This is a genomic window from uncultured Microscilla sp., from assembly GCF_947493425.1.
In the GTDB taxonomy this organism is placed as follows: Bacteria; Bacteroidota; Bacteroidia; order Cytophagales; family Microscillaceae; genus Microscilla.
Map to the genome: position 1 here is coordinate 1 of NZ_CANLRP010000178.1, position 17139 is coordinate 17139.

Annotated in this window: 12 protein-coding genes; 7 read left to right on the forward strand and 5 right to left on the reverse strand. The window is 39.7% G+C overall.

The features are described from left to right. Positions 1-206: 206 nt before the first annotated feature. Positions 207-1592: a SpoIIE family protein phosphatase gene (locus Q0954_RS27945; protein ID WP_299463130.1), complete on the forward strand. Its 1386-nt coding sequence runs from the start codon at positions 207-209 to the stop codon at positions 1590-1592. Between the two features lie 110 nt (positions 1593-1702). Here the strand turns inward: Q0954_RS27945 and Q0954_RS27950 are convergent, their stop codons facing one another. From Q0954_RS27950 to Q0954_RS27965, 4 genes are all read right to left on the reverse strand, one after another. Beyond that, on the reverse strand, positions 1703-3205 hold the full coding sequence (locus tag Q0954_RS27950) for an IMP dehydrogenase (RefSeq protein ID WP_299463133.1): 1503 nt from the start codon (positions 3203-3205) through the stop codon (positions 1703-1705). A gap of 220 nt (positions 3206-3425) precedes the next feature. After that, positions 3426-4721, reverse strand: coding sequence for an MATE family efflux transporter (locus Q0954_RS27955; RefSeq protein WP_299463136.1), 1296 nt, complete (start codon positions 4719-4721; stop codon positions 3426-3428). 237 nt (positions 4722-4958) lie between these two features. Next, a complete protein-coding gene (locus Q0954_RS27960) occupies positions 4959-5534 on the reverse strand; it encodes a nucleoside monophosphate kinase (RefSeq protein ID WP_299463139.1) in 576 nt (191 codons plus the stop codon). Positions 5535-5646: 112 nt separating this feature from the next. Then, on the reverse strand, positions 5647-7878 hold the full coding sequence (locus Q0954_RS27965; RefSeq protein WP_299463142.1) for a WD40 repeat domain-containing protein: 2232 nt from the start codon (positions 7876-7878) through the stop codon (positions 5647-5649). 580 nt (positions 7879-8458) lie between these two features. Here Q0954_RS27965 and Q0954_RS27970 point away from each other — a divergent pair. Together Q0954_RS27970 and Q0954_RS27975 are read left to right on the forward strand one after the other, a co-directional pair. Continuing rightward, complete coding sequence (locus Q0954_RS27970; protein ID WP_299463161.1) at positions 8459-9034, forward strand: IS607 family transposase; 576 nt, start codon at positions 8459-8461, stop codon at positions 9032-9034. Beyond that, complete coding sequence (locus Q0954_RS27975) at positions 9034-10104, forward strand: transposase (protein WP_299463145.1); 1071 nt, start codon at positions 9034-9036, stop codon at positions 10102-10104. Before Q0954_RS27970 ends, Q0954_RS27975 begins: the two co-directional genes overlap by 1 nt. 675 nt (positions 10105-10779) lie before the next feature. Here Q0954_RS27975 and Q0954_RS27980 read toward each other — a convergent pair. Continuing rightward, positions 10780-11499: an FkbM family methyltransferase gene (locus Q0954_RS27980; protein WP_299463147.1), complete on the reverse strand. Its 720-nt coding sequence runs from the start codon at positions 11497-11499 to the stop codon at positions 10780-10782. Positions 11500-11936: 437 nt separating this feature from the next. Between Q0954_RS27980 and wecB the strand changes: the two genes are divergently transcribed. From wecB to Q0954_RS28000, 4 genes are all read left to right on the forward strand, one after another. After that, the gene (wecB, locus tag Q0954_RS27985) at positions 11937-13064 is read left to right on the forward strand and encodes a non-hydrolyzing UDP-N-acetylglucosamine 2-epimerase (RefSeq protein WP_299463150.1); all 1128 of its coding nucleotides are present in this window, start codon (positions 11937-11939) and stop codon (positions 13062-13064) included. Continuing rightward, entirely contained in the window at positions 13057-14280 is a 1224-nt protein-coding gene (wecC, locus tag Q0954_RS27990) for a UDP-N-acetyl-D-mannosamine dehydrogenase (RefSeq protein ID WP_299463152.1), read from the forward strand. Before wecB ends, wecC begins: the two co-directional genes overlap by 8 nt. A gap of 730 nt (positions 14281-15010) precedes the next feature. Next, positions 15011-15658: an FkbM family methyltransferase gene (locus Q0954_RS27995; protein WP_299463155.1), complete on the forward strand. Its 648-nt coding sequence runs from the start codon at positions 15011-15013 to the stop codon at positions 15656-15658. A gap of 18 nt (positions 15659-15676) precedes the next feature. Then, positions 15677-16915 carry a glycosyltransferase gene (locus Q0954_RS28000; protein ID WP_299463158.1) on the forward strand — a complete coding sequence of 413 codons (1239 nt, stop codon included), beginning with the start codon at positions 15677-15679 and terminating at the stop codon, positions 16913-16915. Positions 16916-17139 lie beyond the last annotated feature (224 nt).

Genomic DNA, 17139 nt, shown 5'->3' on the forward strand with positions numbered 1-17139 from the left:
CAGCATATTTTGAAGCTTTCATGCTACAAAGATAACTTTTTAACCAATATTAATATTTTCGCAAGAAGTCTAATATAGAACCTAATGGTATTTTTTGGATTTCGACTGATGAGGGTTTAGTACGCTATGATGGAAACCATCGGTCAAGTATACAACAAAGTTTTAAAGTAAATATACGTAAGGTAGTCACCAATAACGATTCGGTATTGTATGCGGGCTATCAAACCGCTACTGCCTCCACATTGCCTTATACTCACAACTCACTTACCTTTGACTATGCTGCCTTGTATTTTAATTTTACCGACAAAACCCAGTATAGTTATCAATTGGCAGGCTATAAAAACGATTGGTCTAAGTGGACTAATAAAACCCAGAAAGAATACACCAATTTGCCGGAAGGCAATTATGTATTTAAGGTGAAATCACGCAATATTTATGGCGTAGAAAGCGTAGTGGCCACTTATAATTTTAAAGTATTGCCACCTTGGTACCGTACCTGGTGGGCAAGGGTGTTGTATGTAGCAGCAGCCTTGCTTGTGTTATATGGGGGAATCAAAATATATACGATGCGTTTGCGTCAACAAAAAGCAATGCTGGAGCAAAAAGTAGCAGAGCGCACCCAAGAGGTAGTAAAACAAAAAGAAAAGATAGAAGCACAACACGAGGTGTTACAACAAAAAAGTGAAGAAATCACCACTCAAAACGAGGCCTTGCAGCAAAAGAGCAATGAAATTATTGCTCAAAATGAAGAGCTTTTTCAGCAGAGTGAAGAAATTATGGCACAACGAGACGCCATCGAAATGTCTAACAAGGCACTTAATAAACAAAATTACCAGATTACCCAAAGTATTAAATCAGCTGAAACTATTCAGGCAGCGATTTTGCCTTTTGAAGATCGGCTACAAACTTTGATTGGGGAACATTTTGTGCTTTTTCGGCCAAGAGATGTGGTATCGGGTGACTTTTATTATATCGAGCAGGTGGGCAATGTTACTATAGCAGCGGCCATTGACTGTACTGGGCACGGGGTACCAGGGGCCTTTATGAGTTTGATTGGCTATGCATTGCTCAATGATATTATTTATGCCCAACAAAAAACTAATCCCGCCCAAATATTGGAAACCCTGCGCCAAGAACTACGCAACGCGCTCAAACAAGAACAAACTGGCAAACAACACGGCATGGATGTGGCTATGGTGACTATAGAACGCTCACACGACCACCAAGTAACGGTACATTTTGCCGGAGCCAAACGCCCACTATGGTATGCTGTCCCCGAAAATGACCAGCTCCAGGTTGTCAAAGGTAGCAATGTCTCGATAGGCATTGACTATGTAGAAGGCAGAAACATTACCAGTCAACAATTGTTATTGGACAAAGGAACCGTGTTATACCTTGGCTCTGATGGTTTTGCTGATCAAAATAATACAAAACGCAAGAAGTTTAGCGGCAGGCGCTTACGCGAATTACTTGCCCAAAATAGGGCACTTCCCTTGGCTGAACAACAGCAATTGCTTGAGCAAGCATTGGACGAGTTTATGGTAGATACCGAACAACGTGATGATATTTTACTCATGGGCATCAAGCTATAATTGGTGCTCGGAAAATTTGATCATACAAAGCTATATTGTCAAAACCAACAAAAGCTATGCTCGTCTTATATCGAGCATAGCTTTTTGATTTTACTGATTTTCAAACTTTATCAGGTAGCATTCGTTTTTTCGCTCTTCACTACTACATCGTGTGCGCCACCCTCTATAATGCTGGTAGACGACACCAACGTGATTTTGGCGTTACGTTTCATTTCGTCCAAGTTGGCACAACCACAGCTGCACATGGTAGACTTGATTTTGGCAATGGTGCGATCCATATTATCTTTTAGTTTTCCAGCATAAGGTACGTAGCTATCTACACCCTCCTCAAACTTGAGCGAACTATTGCCTCCTGAGTCGTAACGTTGCCAGTTACGCGCCCGGTTAGAGCCTTCGCCCCAATATTCTTTGAAGTAATTGCCTTCAATTTTCACCTTTTTGGTAGGGCTTTCGTCAAAACGGGCAAAGTACCTTCCCATCATAATAAAATCAGCACCCATAGCCATTGCCAATACCATGTGGTAGTCTTGCACAGTACCTCCATCCGTGCAGATAGGAATATATATACCCGTTTTTTCAAAATACTCATCACGTGCCTTTGCCACCTCAATCACAGATGTAGCCTGCCCACGCCCGATCCCTTTTTGCTCACGGGTAATGCAAATAGAACCTCCGCCAATACCCACCTTGATAAAGTCGGCTCCGGCATCTGCCAAGTAGTTAAACCCTTCTTTGTCTACAATGTTTCCAGCACCTATTTTTACTGAGTCGCCAAAAGTATCTTTTACATAGCGAATGGTGTCATATTGCCATTCAGAGTATCCATCCGAAGAGTCGATACACAATACATCGGCTCCAGCTTCGAGCAACTTAGGTACTCTTTCTTTGTAGTCTCTGGTATTGATACCGGCACCTACCAAAAACTTCTTATGGTCATCGAGCAACTCATAAGGGTGTAATTTATGCGAGTCATAGTCTTTGCGAAATACAAAACTATCCAGGTTTCCTTCGTTGTCGATAATAGGTAAACTGTTCAGTTTTTTGTCCCAAATAATTTCGTTGGCTTCGGTAAGCGAAACGCCCAACTGACCTACAATCAGTTTGTCGATAGGAGTCATGTAGTCGGCTATTTTGCCCTCACGGGGGGTTCGTTCCGGGTGAAAGTCGCGCCCAGTCACTACTCCTAATAGTTTGCCGTTAGAGCTTCCATCGATAGTGACACCAAAGGTTGAAAAACCACTTTTTTCTTTCAAATCTACAGCATCCTGAATGGTAGAATCAGGGGTAAGGTTGGCACGACTCTTAACAAAACCAGCTTTGTGCGATTTTACCCGTGAGATCATAGCAGCTTGCAACTCTATAGGCTGTGAACCAAATATAAACGATAGCCCCCCGTTTTTTGCCAAAGCTATGGCCAGGTTATCGTCTGATACGGCTTGCATAATAGCTGATACAAAAGGTATGTTGAGCTTAAGTGCGCTTTCTTCTCCTTTTTTAAACTTTACCAAAGGAGTAGACAAGTCGATATTGTCGGGAGTATGCTCTTTTTTTGTGAGTCCTGGAATGAGTAGGAACTCGTTGAATGTTCTTGAAATGTCGTTGATTATCGCCATATTTTAAATATTTTTCTTTGCCTAAGCGCTTTTTGTCGCCCACCCAAACATAATTTTGGGGCAAAAACATGCTTTAAGATCACATGTCACGATTTAACATGTACAAAGGTATAACTTTTTTGAATAACCTTAGGTATTTTTAAATTACGAGTGAGGGAATTACGAATTACAAATTGGCGCAAAGCAAGCCATTGACCGAACAAAGGCAAACGAAATAGAACTAATATATACGAATATACCGTTTGGCAAGCCAGGCAAGCCCAATGCCCCTAGTTGCCATAAACAAGGTAAAAGCAAACCACAAACCGTGATTTTGCCACCAATGTTGGGTGCTAAAGTATGCTGGCAAGAACACTGCAAAGGTAGCAATGATGGTGGTATTACGCATTGCCTTAGAAGCAGTAGCTCCTATATAAATGCCATCCCAGATAAAGCAAAAAGCATTGACCAGTGGTGCCAATACCACCCAAGGCATAAACTCACTTGCCAGCACAATTACTTGGGTTTTGTCGGTCATGATGCCTAGAACAGCCTCACCAGCCAGCCAATAAGTAAATGAAAATAGCCCCGCTAACCCAATGCCCCAACGAAAAATATATCGGATACTTTTATGTAATAAAGTGCCATCTTTAGCGCCTATAGCCTTGCCTACCAGCGATTCTGCGGCAAAAGCAAACCCATCTACTCCATAAGCCATCAATGATAAAAACTGCATCAAAAGTGAGTTAACCGCCAGCATTTGGTCACCGTACTTAGCCGACTCGGCATAAAAGAATGAAAAGGTAGAGATAAGTGCCAATGTGCGAATAAAAATATCGTTATTGACCTTAAAAAACACCCATAAATCGGCTTTTTGAAAGGCCTTTTTCAACACAATATATTTAAATAGTTTGCGGTAACGCCAGGCAAAAATGCCTATGGCTGCCAAAAAGCCCATATACTGAGCCATGACAGTACCCAAGGCTACTCCCTCGGCTTTCATCCCCCAACGTACCACCAGTAAATAGTTGAGTCCAATATTGGCCACGTTTACCAGTACACTGATAAACAAAGGTGCTTTAGCGTTTTGCATACCCAAAAACCACCCATTCAATGCATATAAGCCTAACGCGGCCGGAGCTGCATAGATGCGAATATAAAAGTAAGAGCGGGCAATGTGTTCTACTTCGGTACTGCCTTGAATAAGCATAAAACTTACATGAGCAAGGGGTGCCTGCAACAACAAAATGATCAATGCTGCCAACATAGCTACCGCCAAAGCGCGTACCAGGGTCATGACAGATTCGTCAAGCCTGCGATTGCCCAAGGACTGGGCGGTAAAGCCGGTAGTACCCATACGCAAGAAACCCAACCCCCAAAATATGAAATTAAAGATCATACCACCCAAAGCTACCGCCCCAATATAAGCTTCAGACTCCAAGTGTCCCATCAGCATCAGGTCTACCATGCTTAACAGTGGCACTGATACGTTGCTGATAATGTTGGGAATGGCAAGGTTCAGTATTTTTTTGTTCATTACTTTTTATTTTTTTTTCACTTGTAGGAAGGCTACCTAAAACAGGGCTGAGCTTAGAACTTATACAGTGTATTGGTTAGGCACCTGATCATTCGAAATGATAAGATTTTAAGCAACTTTGCTGATTAAAAACTTGTCAAATTTTGACGCTTACTATAAACCTCATGACAAACCAAAAGCCCGACCCAGACATTGTCTGAATCGAGCTTTTTTAGGTGAAAGTATTTAACAAAGTGTTTAAGCCTTACTAGCCAAGTGATTAGAAATAGTTTCGGTAATGCCTTTAATATCACCTAAACCATTGATGTTCAATACATTTACTTTACTTTTCAAATACTCAATGGCGGGCTTGGTTGACTCTTCAAAAACCTTGATACGTTTGAGATGAGTTTGCTCGTTTTTGTCGTCTTCCCGGTCAGAAGTTGCTGCCCGCTTTTTTGCTCGTTTGAGCAGTTCTTCAGTAGGCACTTCTATATTGAGCACATGGGTAATAGGCGTATTTTTTTCACTTGCCAACTCCAGCAAGGTGTCTACTTGTGGTTTGGTGCGGGGGTAACCGTCCAGTATGATTCCGGCTTTGCTTAAGTTTTCATCTATAACATTACCAAAAAGATTTTTCATTACCTCATCGGGCACCAATTCGCCGCGGTCGGCATACTCGCTCATAAGCTTGCCTACTTCAGTTTTATTTTCCTTTTCTTCTCTTATTCGGTCTCCTGTTGACACGTGAGCAAGGTTGAATGTATCTTTCAAAAACTGACACTGGGTACCTTTGCCCGAATAGGGAGGACCGGTAATAATGATAATATCCATAGTTGTATGATTCAAATGAATGGGTTAAAACTAATAATGTTATCACCCAAATAATGAATTAGCATGCCCAAAAACACATAGGCTTATCAGGGGCAAAGTTAAATGAACAAACTTATTGTAACAATTGTTTTAACACCTTGAGAGACTTGACTTTAGATTTTTTGCTCAAGTCAAAAACATATTTTTTGTTTTTTATTATTTGTTGTACAGGTATTTTTCTGAAGTCTTTGCGACCAAGTGTAGCCACCCGATCATCGGGCAAGATAGCCAAAATCTGGTTACGTTCGCCAGGATTAAACCTGAAGTTACGCCACTCGTATTTGCCAAATTTAGTGACTACCTTGTCATTTTTGCCACTTATAAGATAAATGGTGGCATTGTTCAGTTTTTTGCCATCTACTTTAAACTGAGCCCTCATTGTAATTGTGTTTTTATCACGTATAGGACGGGCAAAGCTATAATAACCACACCTATTTACTTTAATGGTTTTGCCTGTTACAACCACTTCCTCAGTGCTTTTTTGTATAGGGGTAGTCACAACATCAGTATTGCTGGTGTCGCCTCTTTCTACACTGGCGGTTTCCTGAGTGGTAGCAGGTAAAATCTTAATGGTGGTTTGAAAAACCTTTTGGTTATTAGACAACTCCAGTTGATAAGGCGTATTAGCCGCCAGGTCGGGTTTAGTCCACAGTTTGGCAGTATTATCTTTCGACGCTGTGAGAATGTAGCGTCCATTAGGCGAAAAAACTGCATAAGAAAAGGGGCTGTTCTCACTTTTTAGGGTAGATACTTTAGTACCTTGTACATCCCAAAGTTTGGCTGTGTTATCTTCCGATGCGGTCAGAATATATTGTCCATTGGGCGAAAATGTAGCCGCATATACCGCCTTGCGATGTCCTTTGAGGCGGTGTAATTGCTTGCCTGCAAATGACCAAATGCGTGCCGTACGATCTGCCGAAGCTGTTACTATTTTAGAGCCGTTGGGTGAAAACCTCGCTGAGAAAATAGCTCGACGATGACGTTTGAGGTCACGAATGATCTTACCATCCAAGGACCACACCTTGGCTGTTTTATCTGCCGAGGCGGTCAATACATACTTGCCATTAGGCGAAAACTCAGTAGAATACACTGCTTTGCGGTGTCCTGTCAGGGTTTTGAGTAACTTTCCATCAAATGACCATATTTTCGCTGTACCATCTTCCGACCCCGTGATGACTTTTTTTCCATCGGGCGAAAAGCTTGCTGAATAAACACTGTTTGTGTGTCCACTCAGGGTATGTAGTAGTTGTCCACGGGTAGACCATATTTTAGCTGTATTGTCGCCCGAAGCCGTCACAATGTATTGGTTGTTCTTAGAAAAAACTGCAGTTCTGATAAAATCTTTGTGTCCACGTAATGTGGCAATCAAACGACCAGTAACCGACCAAACCTTCGCTGTTTTATCGCTTGATGCGGTCACCAGATAACTCCCATTGGGCGAAAAAACTGCCGTAGCTACTGCCTTTTGGTGACCTTTGAGCACTACATTGGGAGCAAATAAGGCTTGTACCAACTCCATTCTGTCCCAGGTTTCATTCAATACCCATTGATTAGCCTCAGTAGTAGGGTTTTGTGCCTCGTTTTTTCCGGCAAATGCCCAGCGGGTGTTTCTATACTTTGCCAGTTCGGGCGAAGCTGCCAGGTTAAGTTTTAGCTTAAAACCTTTTTTTTTGCGGATATTCGTTATAGGGGTAGTGTCGGCCTGGTTAGCAGGGGGTGTTCCTCCGGAGCTGGTAATGCCTTGATGTACCAATACCCAACGGCGTTTGTCATTGTCGGATTGGGCGTGTGCCTGCGATATAAAAGGACTATGCAACAGCGAACTACTTTTGCCACCGCCTTCTTCCAAATAATACAGGTTTTGCCCAGCAGCTACTTCTTTAGGCAACTTTACTTCTATAGTTTTATTTTTTGCCAAATACACTTGTTTACCATTACTTTTGGCTCGTACTTCTATCACTCCTTCCGTTTCAAACTGTTGTTTCTTATCATTGGCATAGTTGGTAGGAATACCACTTGCAACAATCTCAGAGGCATTTTTCAACTCCCGGTACTCAATATCAACCTTTCCTTTTACAGTAGTACCACTGGCGTCTACAAAAGCATTGACTGGCACTTTGATATTAGTGCCATTTTTAAACGATACGTTTTCTTCTTTCGAAACATCTACTCCAGCGGAAGCATAGCTTACATCAAAGCTTTTAAAGGTGGCTTTGCTGGGTGCCTGACTGTTTTGGGTGGTACATACTTGTATAAAAAACACGAGTATATTTATTATTACCACTTTTTTTAACATTTTCATCATTCAAGTTCAATTAAGTGAGAGATTGTTAGTATATGGCACCAGTGCATTGTTTCAAAGTTTTTATTCATTGTTACCTAAGGGTAGCTCTACTCGAACAATACCTTCAGCCTGCGCTTATGCTACAAACATAGGGTAGGTAAGCCTATTTTTGTCGTAGATAAACAAATATAAAAAAATACCAGAGCAAGCTTCAATATTTTCAGGTATTAAATAACATCAATAAAAATACGGAAAAATATAGGTTAAAATATTGTATACAATACTCCGCAGTGATTTTAGCCAAAGTTGACTATTGATTAACTTTGTTGAGCTCGCCGTAGCAGAGCTACAGGCTCGGTTATCAGTAGGTTATGATTTGCAAAACTATTTAATTGCACGGCGTAGACCTAAAGCTGAAACCCTTTTAAAAATAAAGTAGGTAAATAATTTTAGTATAAACTACTGATTAACTTCGTTGAGCTCGCCGTAGCAGAGCTACAGGCTCGGTTTACAAGGCTTAATAAGGTAAACATTTACTCGAATCAGCTATGGACTACGGACTAAATACTATAGACTATTGTGTATATTTATTTTCATGAAATTGTCGGAATATGCTAAAAAGATTGGAGTTACTTACAGGACTGCACACAACCATTGGAAAAAGGGTTTACTTAAGGGTTATCAATTGCCTACTGGCACAATAATTATAGAGCTTGACCAGAAACAGGAAGCAAAAGAAGCTGTTGTAGTGCTTTATGCCCGCGTTTCAAGTTCAGAAAATAAAAGCAACCTGAATTCTCAATTAAATCGGCTTCGTGATTATGCTGCGGCAAAGGGATATAAAATTTCAAAAGAAGTCAAGGAAATAGGCAGTGGTTTGAATGACACTCGTCCCCAATTAGAAAAAGTTTTAAAATCGGATGATTGGAATATTGTTTTGGTGGAGCACAAAGATCGTTTTTCGAGGTTTGGGATGAATTACATCAATATTCTTCTTGAAAAACAAGGCAAAAAAGTAGAGATGATTAATGACATGACTGATGACAAAGCTGACTTAATGGAAGACTTTGTCAGCCTGGTTACAAGTTTTTGTGCCAGACTATATGGATTAAGGCGGAGCAAACGCAAAACTGAGAAAATTATAGCAGAGTTAAAAAGAGAAGAAGATAATGCCTAATGCAGCTTGTTGAAAAACATATCATTTCTAAAGGTCACCCTTTGTTTGTAGAGGTTGATGAAAAGGCTTTTTTGTCCAAAAACCTTTACAATGCTGGACTTTATGCAATTCGGCAACACTTTTTCAACACAGGTAATTTTTTAAATTATACTGCTCTTCAGAAACAATTTCAGGATTCCAGGCAACATGATTATGTGCAACTGCCAGCTAAAGTAAGTCAATGGGTGCTAAAAGGTCTATGCACAAACTTTGAGAGCTTTTTCAAAGGTGTTAAAGCTTATAGAAAAAACCCGAAAAAGTTTAAGGCACGTCCAAAAATTCCCAAGTACAAACACAAAACTAAAGGGCGTAATTTGCTTTGCTACACTATACAAGCAATACATAAAGCTCCTTTGAAAGAACAAAAAATACAGCTTTCGGGAACAAATATTGTTTTCCCGACAAAGACCAAACCCACATACCAAAGAAAAACTGCCATTAGCAGCGAAAAGAGTAACATTGCTCAGGTAAGGATTGTCCCAAAAGCAACTTGTTATGTGATTGAAGTGGTTTATGAACGAAAAGTAAAATCAGGAAAGGATTTAAACAAAAAATATATTGCCGGAATTGACCTCGGGTTGAACAATTTGGCGGCTGTAACTTCCAATAAGCAGGGATTTGTTCCCTTTTTTATGAATGGCAGACCTCTAAAATCTATCAACCAATATTTCAATAAGAAAAAGGCATCTTTACAATCACTACTCCCAAAGGGACAATTTAGCTCAAAGAAAATTCAAAAACTCATTCAAAAGCGAAATTGCAAAATGGATGATTACTTGCACAAAGCCAGTCGTATAATCATCCATCAGCTTGTGGAGCAAAAAATTGGAACGCTTGTAATTGGCAAAAATGATGGATGGAAGGATTCCATTAACCTGGGAAGGCAAAATAACCAAAATTTTGTAGCTGTTCCACATGCAAGATTCATTGAAATGCTTACTTATAAAGCCGAATTGGAAGGAATAAAGGTGAAAGTAAATGAAGAAAGTTACACAAGCAAGTGCAGTTTCTTAGGAACGATGCAAAAATAAAGTTCTATAGTTTAAGGAAATATTTTTTGGTCAGACGAGGTCAAAAAACGCGGCATAGCCATAGCTATGGCAAGTTTTTTTAACGAAGCATGTCCAAAAAAGATGAGGTTAAGAATGTAAATTTATTTTGACACCGTTCCTTAGACAAAGAACCCGTCAAAAAACACCGAAAATATAAGGGTAAAAGAGTAAAGAGAGGGTTGTTTGTTTCAGCTAAAGGAATCAAAATTAATGCAGACATCAATGCCAGTCTGAATATCATTAGAAAAGTAGCTCCAAAGGCTTTTGCCGACGGAGTAGAGGGTGTCGTAGTTCATCCAAATGGATATTTTTCCATAAAATAAATAACTATTCCTTCTTATTCTTCCTACATAAAAACAGCACATAAAAAATATATCTTCAATACTTTTGTTTGAGTAATTGGCAATACAAGGGATGATCAAAACAAAGGAGGGTTTCTTGTTTCTTAAAAATGTCTCAGTGGTGAGTAATATTGTCAATAACCTGATAAAAACAATGGCTCAGGCAGGTATAAGTCTTTAAATACATACATTGGTATTTAAAGACTTGTAAAACTCAGTGGTGAGGCACAAAATCGGAACAAAAAAATAGTAGGGCAGAGCAAATAATGCCTTAAATTACACGGCAGGCAAGCTTTCTATAACTCAAGTCAGTTTAATTTATAAAATCTTTATAACGGGTTACATCTCTATGTAGAAAAATAAAAGTACTATAGGTTTTTGCGATCATTCGGTAACCTCTTTTCCGCAAAAACTGATAAATAGGCAATTCGTCCAAATCTTTTCCTCTTGATAATTCTTCTACCAGCAAAATTTCCGGGATGTATTTGTCCCAGTTATTTGACTGAAGCACCTCAAAATCCAACCCTTCTACATCTACATCCATAAAATTTATAACTTGTCCTTCGGGCAGATTTTTATCCAGTATTTCTGCCAGTGGTGCAGTTTTTACCGGCATTTTCTCTATCAGCTTCACCCCTGGAAATTTTATCTTATCTTCGTAAACCTCTCTCGAAAAAGTATTGATGCCTGGTTCCTCAAACAAATAAAAGTCTAAGGTATCATTACTGTTCGAAACACCATAATTGACGTTGATGTCTCTTTTACGCAATTTGTTATATTTTTTAATACTCAGCGGGTTAGCATCAATGTTTAGCCCTTTCCAACCTCTTTTATAAAAATAATGCGTATTGGACGATATTCTTGGATGGCAAGCACCCACATCGACATAAAATCCAGTGTTCAGATGCTGGAATATTCTTCGCAGGGTTATATCCTCTCCTTCTCCTGAGAAAGTTCTCATAGATTCACCTATATAATCTCTCCTAAACTCATTGAGAAATTTATAAATAAAGCCAGGTAACAGCTTTTTCACAATACCCATTTACTTATGAAGTTAATGCTCAATCAAAATGCAATTATCACCAAATTGGCTCTAATTATCAAGCTAAAGCTCGTAATATCAACGCAAGGGCACTATCTCAATACAAGCAAAAAATATTTGGAACACCCGCTGTTTTAAATTTAAATGCTACTCACCTAGCTATGCTTATACAAATTGACCGCAATAGTGTAATCTACAGTCTTTGTTTATATATTTGCGCATTCTTAACCACAATACTCCACAGTTTTTTCAACAAGGTAGTCATTCAAACCAAATTCTATTTTGAACTGATACATTGAGATTCACTATGCGGGATTTCTAAATATGGCAACTATAAACCAAGGCTCCATAAAACAGCGCCTTAAGTTTTCCCACATTGTAGACTAGCCACTGTGGATTATTGTGATAACTTTTCAGGATCTTTTTTAATGAAAGTATTATTTATTTTTGGAACACGACCTGAGGCAATCAAAATGGCTCCTCTGATTCATGAGTTTAAAAAACATGCTACCATCAACACTAAGATATGCATTACTGCCCAGCACCGGGAAATGTTGGATCAGGTACTTGAGTTTTTTAATATTACTCCAGACTATGACCTCAACCTGATGTCGCCCAATCAAACATTATTTGATATTACTGCCAAAGCCCTCAAAGGACTGGAAAGTGTGTTAGACACCGAAAAGCCCGATTTAGTGTTTGTACAGGGCGATACTACCACTTGTTTTGTTGGAGCCCTGGCAGCTTTTTATAAAAAAATAAAAGTTGCCCACATAGAAGCTGGGCTTCGAAGCTTTAACAAATACTCTCCCTTTCCGGAAGAAATAAATCGGGGACTTACCGGGAAAATAGCTGATTATCACTTTGCTCCTACCATTAAAGCAAAAAATAACCTCGAGGCAGAAGGATATAAAGACAATATTTTTGTGGTAGGCAATACCGTAACGGACGCATTGTTTCTGGGTTTGGACATTTTAAAAAATACTCCCTCACCCCAACACTCCGCACTTTTTTCTCTCATTAATTTCGACAAAAGGGTTATACTGGTCACCGGACACCGACGCGAAAGCTTTGGCGAACCTTTTCAGAATTTGACCAATGCTATTCTCGAAATTGCCCAAAAATACCCCGATGTCGAAATAGTATACCCGGTACACCTCAACCCCAACGTGAGAAGTATAGTAAATCAAACACTTTCTGGAGTTAAAAACATTCACCTGACCGAACCCCTCAACTATGCCGACTTGATATGGCTCTTGAACCAGTCGTACATGGTACTGACCGACTCGGGAGGTATTCAGGAAGAAGCTCCAGCTTTGGGCAAACCAGTACTGGTGATGCGTGATGTAACCGAAAGAGTAGAAGGTATAGAAGCAGGCACTGCCAAACTGGTAGGCACCAATCATGAGGTAATTGTAGCAGAAACTCAAAAACTTTTGTCAGATACTAGTCATTATCAGGCCATGTCTCAGGCGGTAAATCCTTATGGAGACGGCACAACCAGCAAACAGGTGCTCGACATTTTATTAACAATAGAAGAGAAAATTAATGGATAAAAGTGTACAAGTAGCCATGATGGGCTTGGGTTATATTGGTTTGCCTACTGCCGCCCTTATTGCCAGTCGAAAAATACAAGTCACAGGTGTTGATATTAACGCACAAGTAATAGAAACAGTAAACAAGGGTGAAATACATATTATAGAACCCGACCTGGAGGGTTTGGTAAAGTATACAGTAGAAAAGGGCTACCTAAAAGCCAGCACTAAAGCTACCCCGGCAGATGTTTACCTTATTGCAGTGCCTACTCCTTTTAAGGACAATCATGTGCCCGATTTGTCTTATATAAAAGCAGTGATCAAAAATATCACTCCTTTGCTCAAAGAAGGCGACCTTGTAATTATAGAATCAACCAGCCCAGTAGGTACTACCGAAAAAATGTTTGAGTTTATTAAGGCAAAACGCCCCGAACTTGCCAGTAAAATCTACTTTGCCTATTGCCCAGAAAGGGTACTGCCAGGTAAAATTATTTATGAACTGGAAAGAAACGACCGAGTAATTGGGGGAATAGACGAAGAATCAACCCTTAAAGCTTGTAAGTTTTATCAGTTGTTTGTAAAAGGTACTCTGCACAGAACCAATGCCCGTACTGCCGAAATGTGCAAACTGGTAGAAAATTCTTCACGTGATGTAAATATTGCTTTCGCCAATGAGTTATCCATGATTTGTGAACAAGCTCAAATTAATGTTTGGGAGCTTATAGAGCTCGCAAACCGTCACCCAAGGGTTAACATTTTACAGCCTGGTCCGGGTGTGGGTGGGCATTGTATTGCGGTTGACCCCTGGTTTATCGTAAACGCTTACCCCAAAGAGGCTCAAATAATTGCTCAGGCACGAAACATTAATAATTATAAGACCGAATGGGTCATCGAAAAAATAAAAAATGCAGCTTTGCAGTTCGAGCTTGATCATAAACATAAGCCTGTAATTGCCTGCATGGGGCTTGCTTTTAAGCCCAATATCGACGATTTGAGAGAGTCACCTGCCAAATACATTGCCGAAACGCTGCAAAACACCGAATCAGATATTTTGTTGGTAGAGCCCAACATAGAAACATTGTCAGAGAGTAAAACACTTACCTCGACAAGCACTGCCATGCAAAAAGCTGATATTATTGTGTTTTTGGTGGCTCATCAAAAGTTTAATTTTTTAAAGGATCAGTTGCCTGAGTCAAAGGCCCTGGTACTGGATTTTTGTGGGTTTCTTCATCACTAGTGCACTAGGAACTAAATTCCTACCACATTAGCTTCGCAGAGCTCACCACAGCATAGCTGTAGACTAGTACACTTGCTCTTAAATAGGTAAATAGAGTATTTAAGTGTGTTTTGTTTTCTGATGAATTTTAAAAATTGAACAGAGTTAGTTTACAATTCCGATGCATATCGCATGCGTCAAAGCTTAATTTTACGAACACTTAAAATACCGTCAAAATCATCAAAAACGACTCTTTTAGGCGCAACTCCTACGGAGCCGTGTCCCGTTTCGTTTATTTTTTCTACCAAGGTTTCGCCCCACTGGGGCTAATATTCGTAAAAAGTGGCATAAAAACGAGCAAAGAGTTTTGAGCGATTCCATAAAAATTGTGATTCAACACAACTTGAAGCTGGTTTTTACAGGCGGAATTTTAAGCCCTGACCAATGCGATGCATATCGGAATTAGAGTATGTTTAAATTTTGTCTTCGGAGTTAAAAATGATGAGTTTTTTGTGCTGGCGAGGCGTATTTTTAAGTGAATAGCTATTGACGCAAAAATCAACAAAGTCAGCGCGTAAAAACTGTAAGTCCCGAACTTGTATTCGGGGACACTTTTTTAACCCAGATTATGATTTTTAAACATACTCTTAAGAAAACGAACTATGCCAGTTCTCTGCGGGATAAATTTTGCAGGTTTGACGGTCGTCAAAATAAACACGAACATCATAAGTCTCTATTATTTATATATACAATGAAAGTTATAAAACAATTTGTCTGGAAAATACTCAATGTACTGGGCATTGGTGGAACGGTGCATTTACACCTACAAAGCGGTTTAAAAGATGATGGGTGGTTTGTGAGTTTTAAAAAAAAACAGGCAGTTGACAAAAACAATCAACCTTTGCCCTGGTATACTTATTCGTTTATCAAATTTCTGGAGCCACGCCTCAACAAAAACCTGAATGTGTTTGAGTATGGTTGTGGCAACTCTACCCGCTGGTATGCCCAACTTACGCAAAAGGTAACTTCAGTAGAACACAACAAAACATGGTTTGACAAAATAAAGGGACAGCTCCCTGACAACGCTAGTGTGCTGTTTAAAACCCTCAAAGATGGTGAAAGTTATGAAAGAGCAGTCGCCCAAAATAATATGCTGTATCACCTGATTGTGGTTGATGGTCGTAAACGTAACAAATCGGTCAAACAAAGCATTGAGTGGCTTACCAACGACGGCGTGCTTATACTCGATAACTCTGAGCGCGATGCCTACCAAGAATCGTTCGATTTACTCAAAGCAAAAGGGTTCAAGCATATCAGCTTTTGGGGTATGCTTCCTATTGTAGCACATAACAGTTGCTCAACCATATTTTATCGCCCCGGCAACTGCTTGGATATATAAATTAATTTTAATCTTTTTATGAAAATATTATTCCTGTTTGGAGGGCTGCCTCATTATTACAATAAAATACTAAACAAGCTCAACGATATTCCTGAATTGGAAATATCTGTCATAGTACCCAAAAAAGATGGGCAAAGCCTAGGCAAAGGGGTGTACGAAACTAATAAAGGAATCAACTTTAAGGTAATTCGTCTAAAAGAATACAAAGCTTTTTACAAGAAACCGTTTTTTAAAGACATCAAGCAAACTATTAAAGAAGAACAGCCCCAAGCTATAGTGATTGGCTGGCCTTACTTTTTGGGCTTTTTTTTCAGCCCTGGTCTGCGAAAGCTACTCAAAAAACAAAATATAAAGCTTATTCATAAGGACATTCCTTATAAGATGCCCAAATACCAGGATACCATCAAATATTATGCATCAGGCAAGGGCTTTGTAGACGAAAACCTGGAAGATGACCAGAAAAAAACCTCCGGGCTGTTGTTTTATCTTAAGTTTAAGTTTTTGGCATACTTGCGCAAAAAATATTTCAACTGGGTAGATGCTCACGTAGATTATATAGAAGAAGCATACGAAATATTCGAAAGCTATGGGGTACCAAAAGAACGTATCCATATTATTTATAATTCGCCCGATACCGACTATATTCTGAATGTAAGAGAACAGTTGCTCAAAGAGCCTCCATTGCTTGCTCCTAACCCTTACCGCCTTATTCATGTAGGGCGTTTGGTTAAATGGAAAAAGGTACACTTGCTTGTGGAAGCAGTAAGGCGTTTAAAGCCTGAGTTTTCTGAAATAGAGCTGGTAATAGTGGGAGGAGGCCCTGAAGAAGACAACCTAAAGGCTCAGGTAAAAGAAGCCGGGCTTGAGGCAAATACTACCTTTACGGGACCTATTCACGAAACCAAAGAGCTGGGCAGGTACCTGCTCGACTCCAGTGTATATGTACTGGCGGGTGTGGGTGGCTTAAGTATCAACGATGCCATGTGCTTCGACAAGGCGGTGATTTGCTCAGAGTGCGATGGTACCGAGAAAAAACTTGTAAGAGAAGACTATAATGGCAGATTTTTCGAAAACGACAATGTAGATGACCTTACCCAGCAAATCCGGGTATTGCTTTCCGACCCAGACAAAATTAAGGTGATGGGGCAAAACTCATTGAGCATTATACAAAACGAAATTAATGTACACACGGTAATTAAGGGCTATGTCGATGCTTTTAAGTTTGTAAACAAAGGCACACTGGTTACAGAAGACTAACCCATTGTAGATTAAAAATACTTTTTTATACTAGGCGTTTCTTGTCTTTTTTGCTGGTTTTACAACATAAAAATGGACGTTGATCTGCCAAGTTGCAGGATAAAGCCGAATTTCGTGTACCTCAGGCATCCGTTCATTTCCCCGAATCAAGTTCGGTTCACAACTCCGAGCTTGCTCTCGGAGGATCACGGATTTTCTTTAGCTAAAAAAACGAACCAAAAAAA

Bases quoted from the DNA above. Each gene is read 5' to 3' on its own strand.
- Q0954_RS27950 (WP_299463133.1), bottom strand. From the start codon at position 3,205: ATGGCGATAATCAACGACATTTCAAGAACATTCAACGAGTTCCTACTC.
- Q0954_RS27955 (WP_299463136.1), bottom strand. From the start codon at position 4,721: ATGAACAAAAAAATACTGAACCTTGCCATTCCCAACATTATCAGCAAC.
- Q0954_RS27960 (WP_299463139.1), bottom strand. From the start codon at position 5,534: ATGGATATTATCATTATTACCGGTCCTCCCTATTCGGGCAAAGGTACC.
- Q0954_RS27965 (WP_299463142.1), bottom strand. From the start codon at position 7,878: ATGATGAAAATGTTAAAAAAAGTGGTAATAATAAATATACTCGTGTTT.
- Q0954_RS27975 (WP_299463145.1), top strand. From the start codon at position 9,034: ATGCAGCTTGTTGAAAAACATATCATTTCTAAAGGTCACCCTTTGTTT.
- wecB (WP_299463150.1), top strand. From the start codon at position 11,937: ATGAAAGTATTATTTATTTTTGGAACACGACCTGAGGCAATCAAAATG.
- wecC (WP_299463152.1), top strand. From the start codon at position 13,057: ATGGATAAAAGTGTACAAGTAGCCATGATGGGCTTGGGTTATATTGGT.
- Q0954_RS27995 (WP_299463155.1), top strand. From the start codon at position 15,011: ATGAAAGTTATAAAACAATTTGTCTGGAAAATACTCAATGTACTGGGC.
- Q0954_RS28000 (WP_299463158.1), top strand. From the start codon at position 15,677: ATGAAAATATTATTCCTGTTTGGAGGGCTGCCTCATTATTACAATAAA.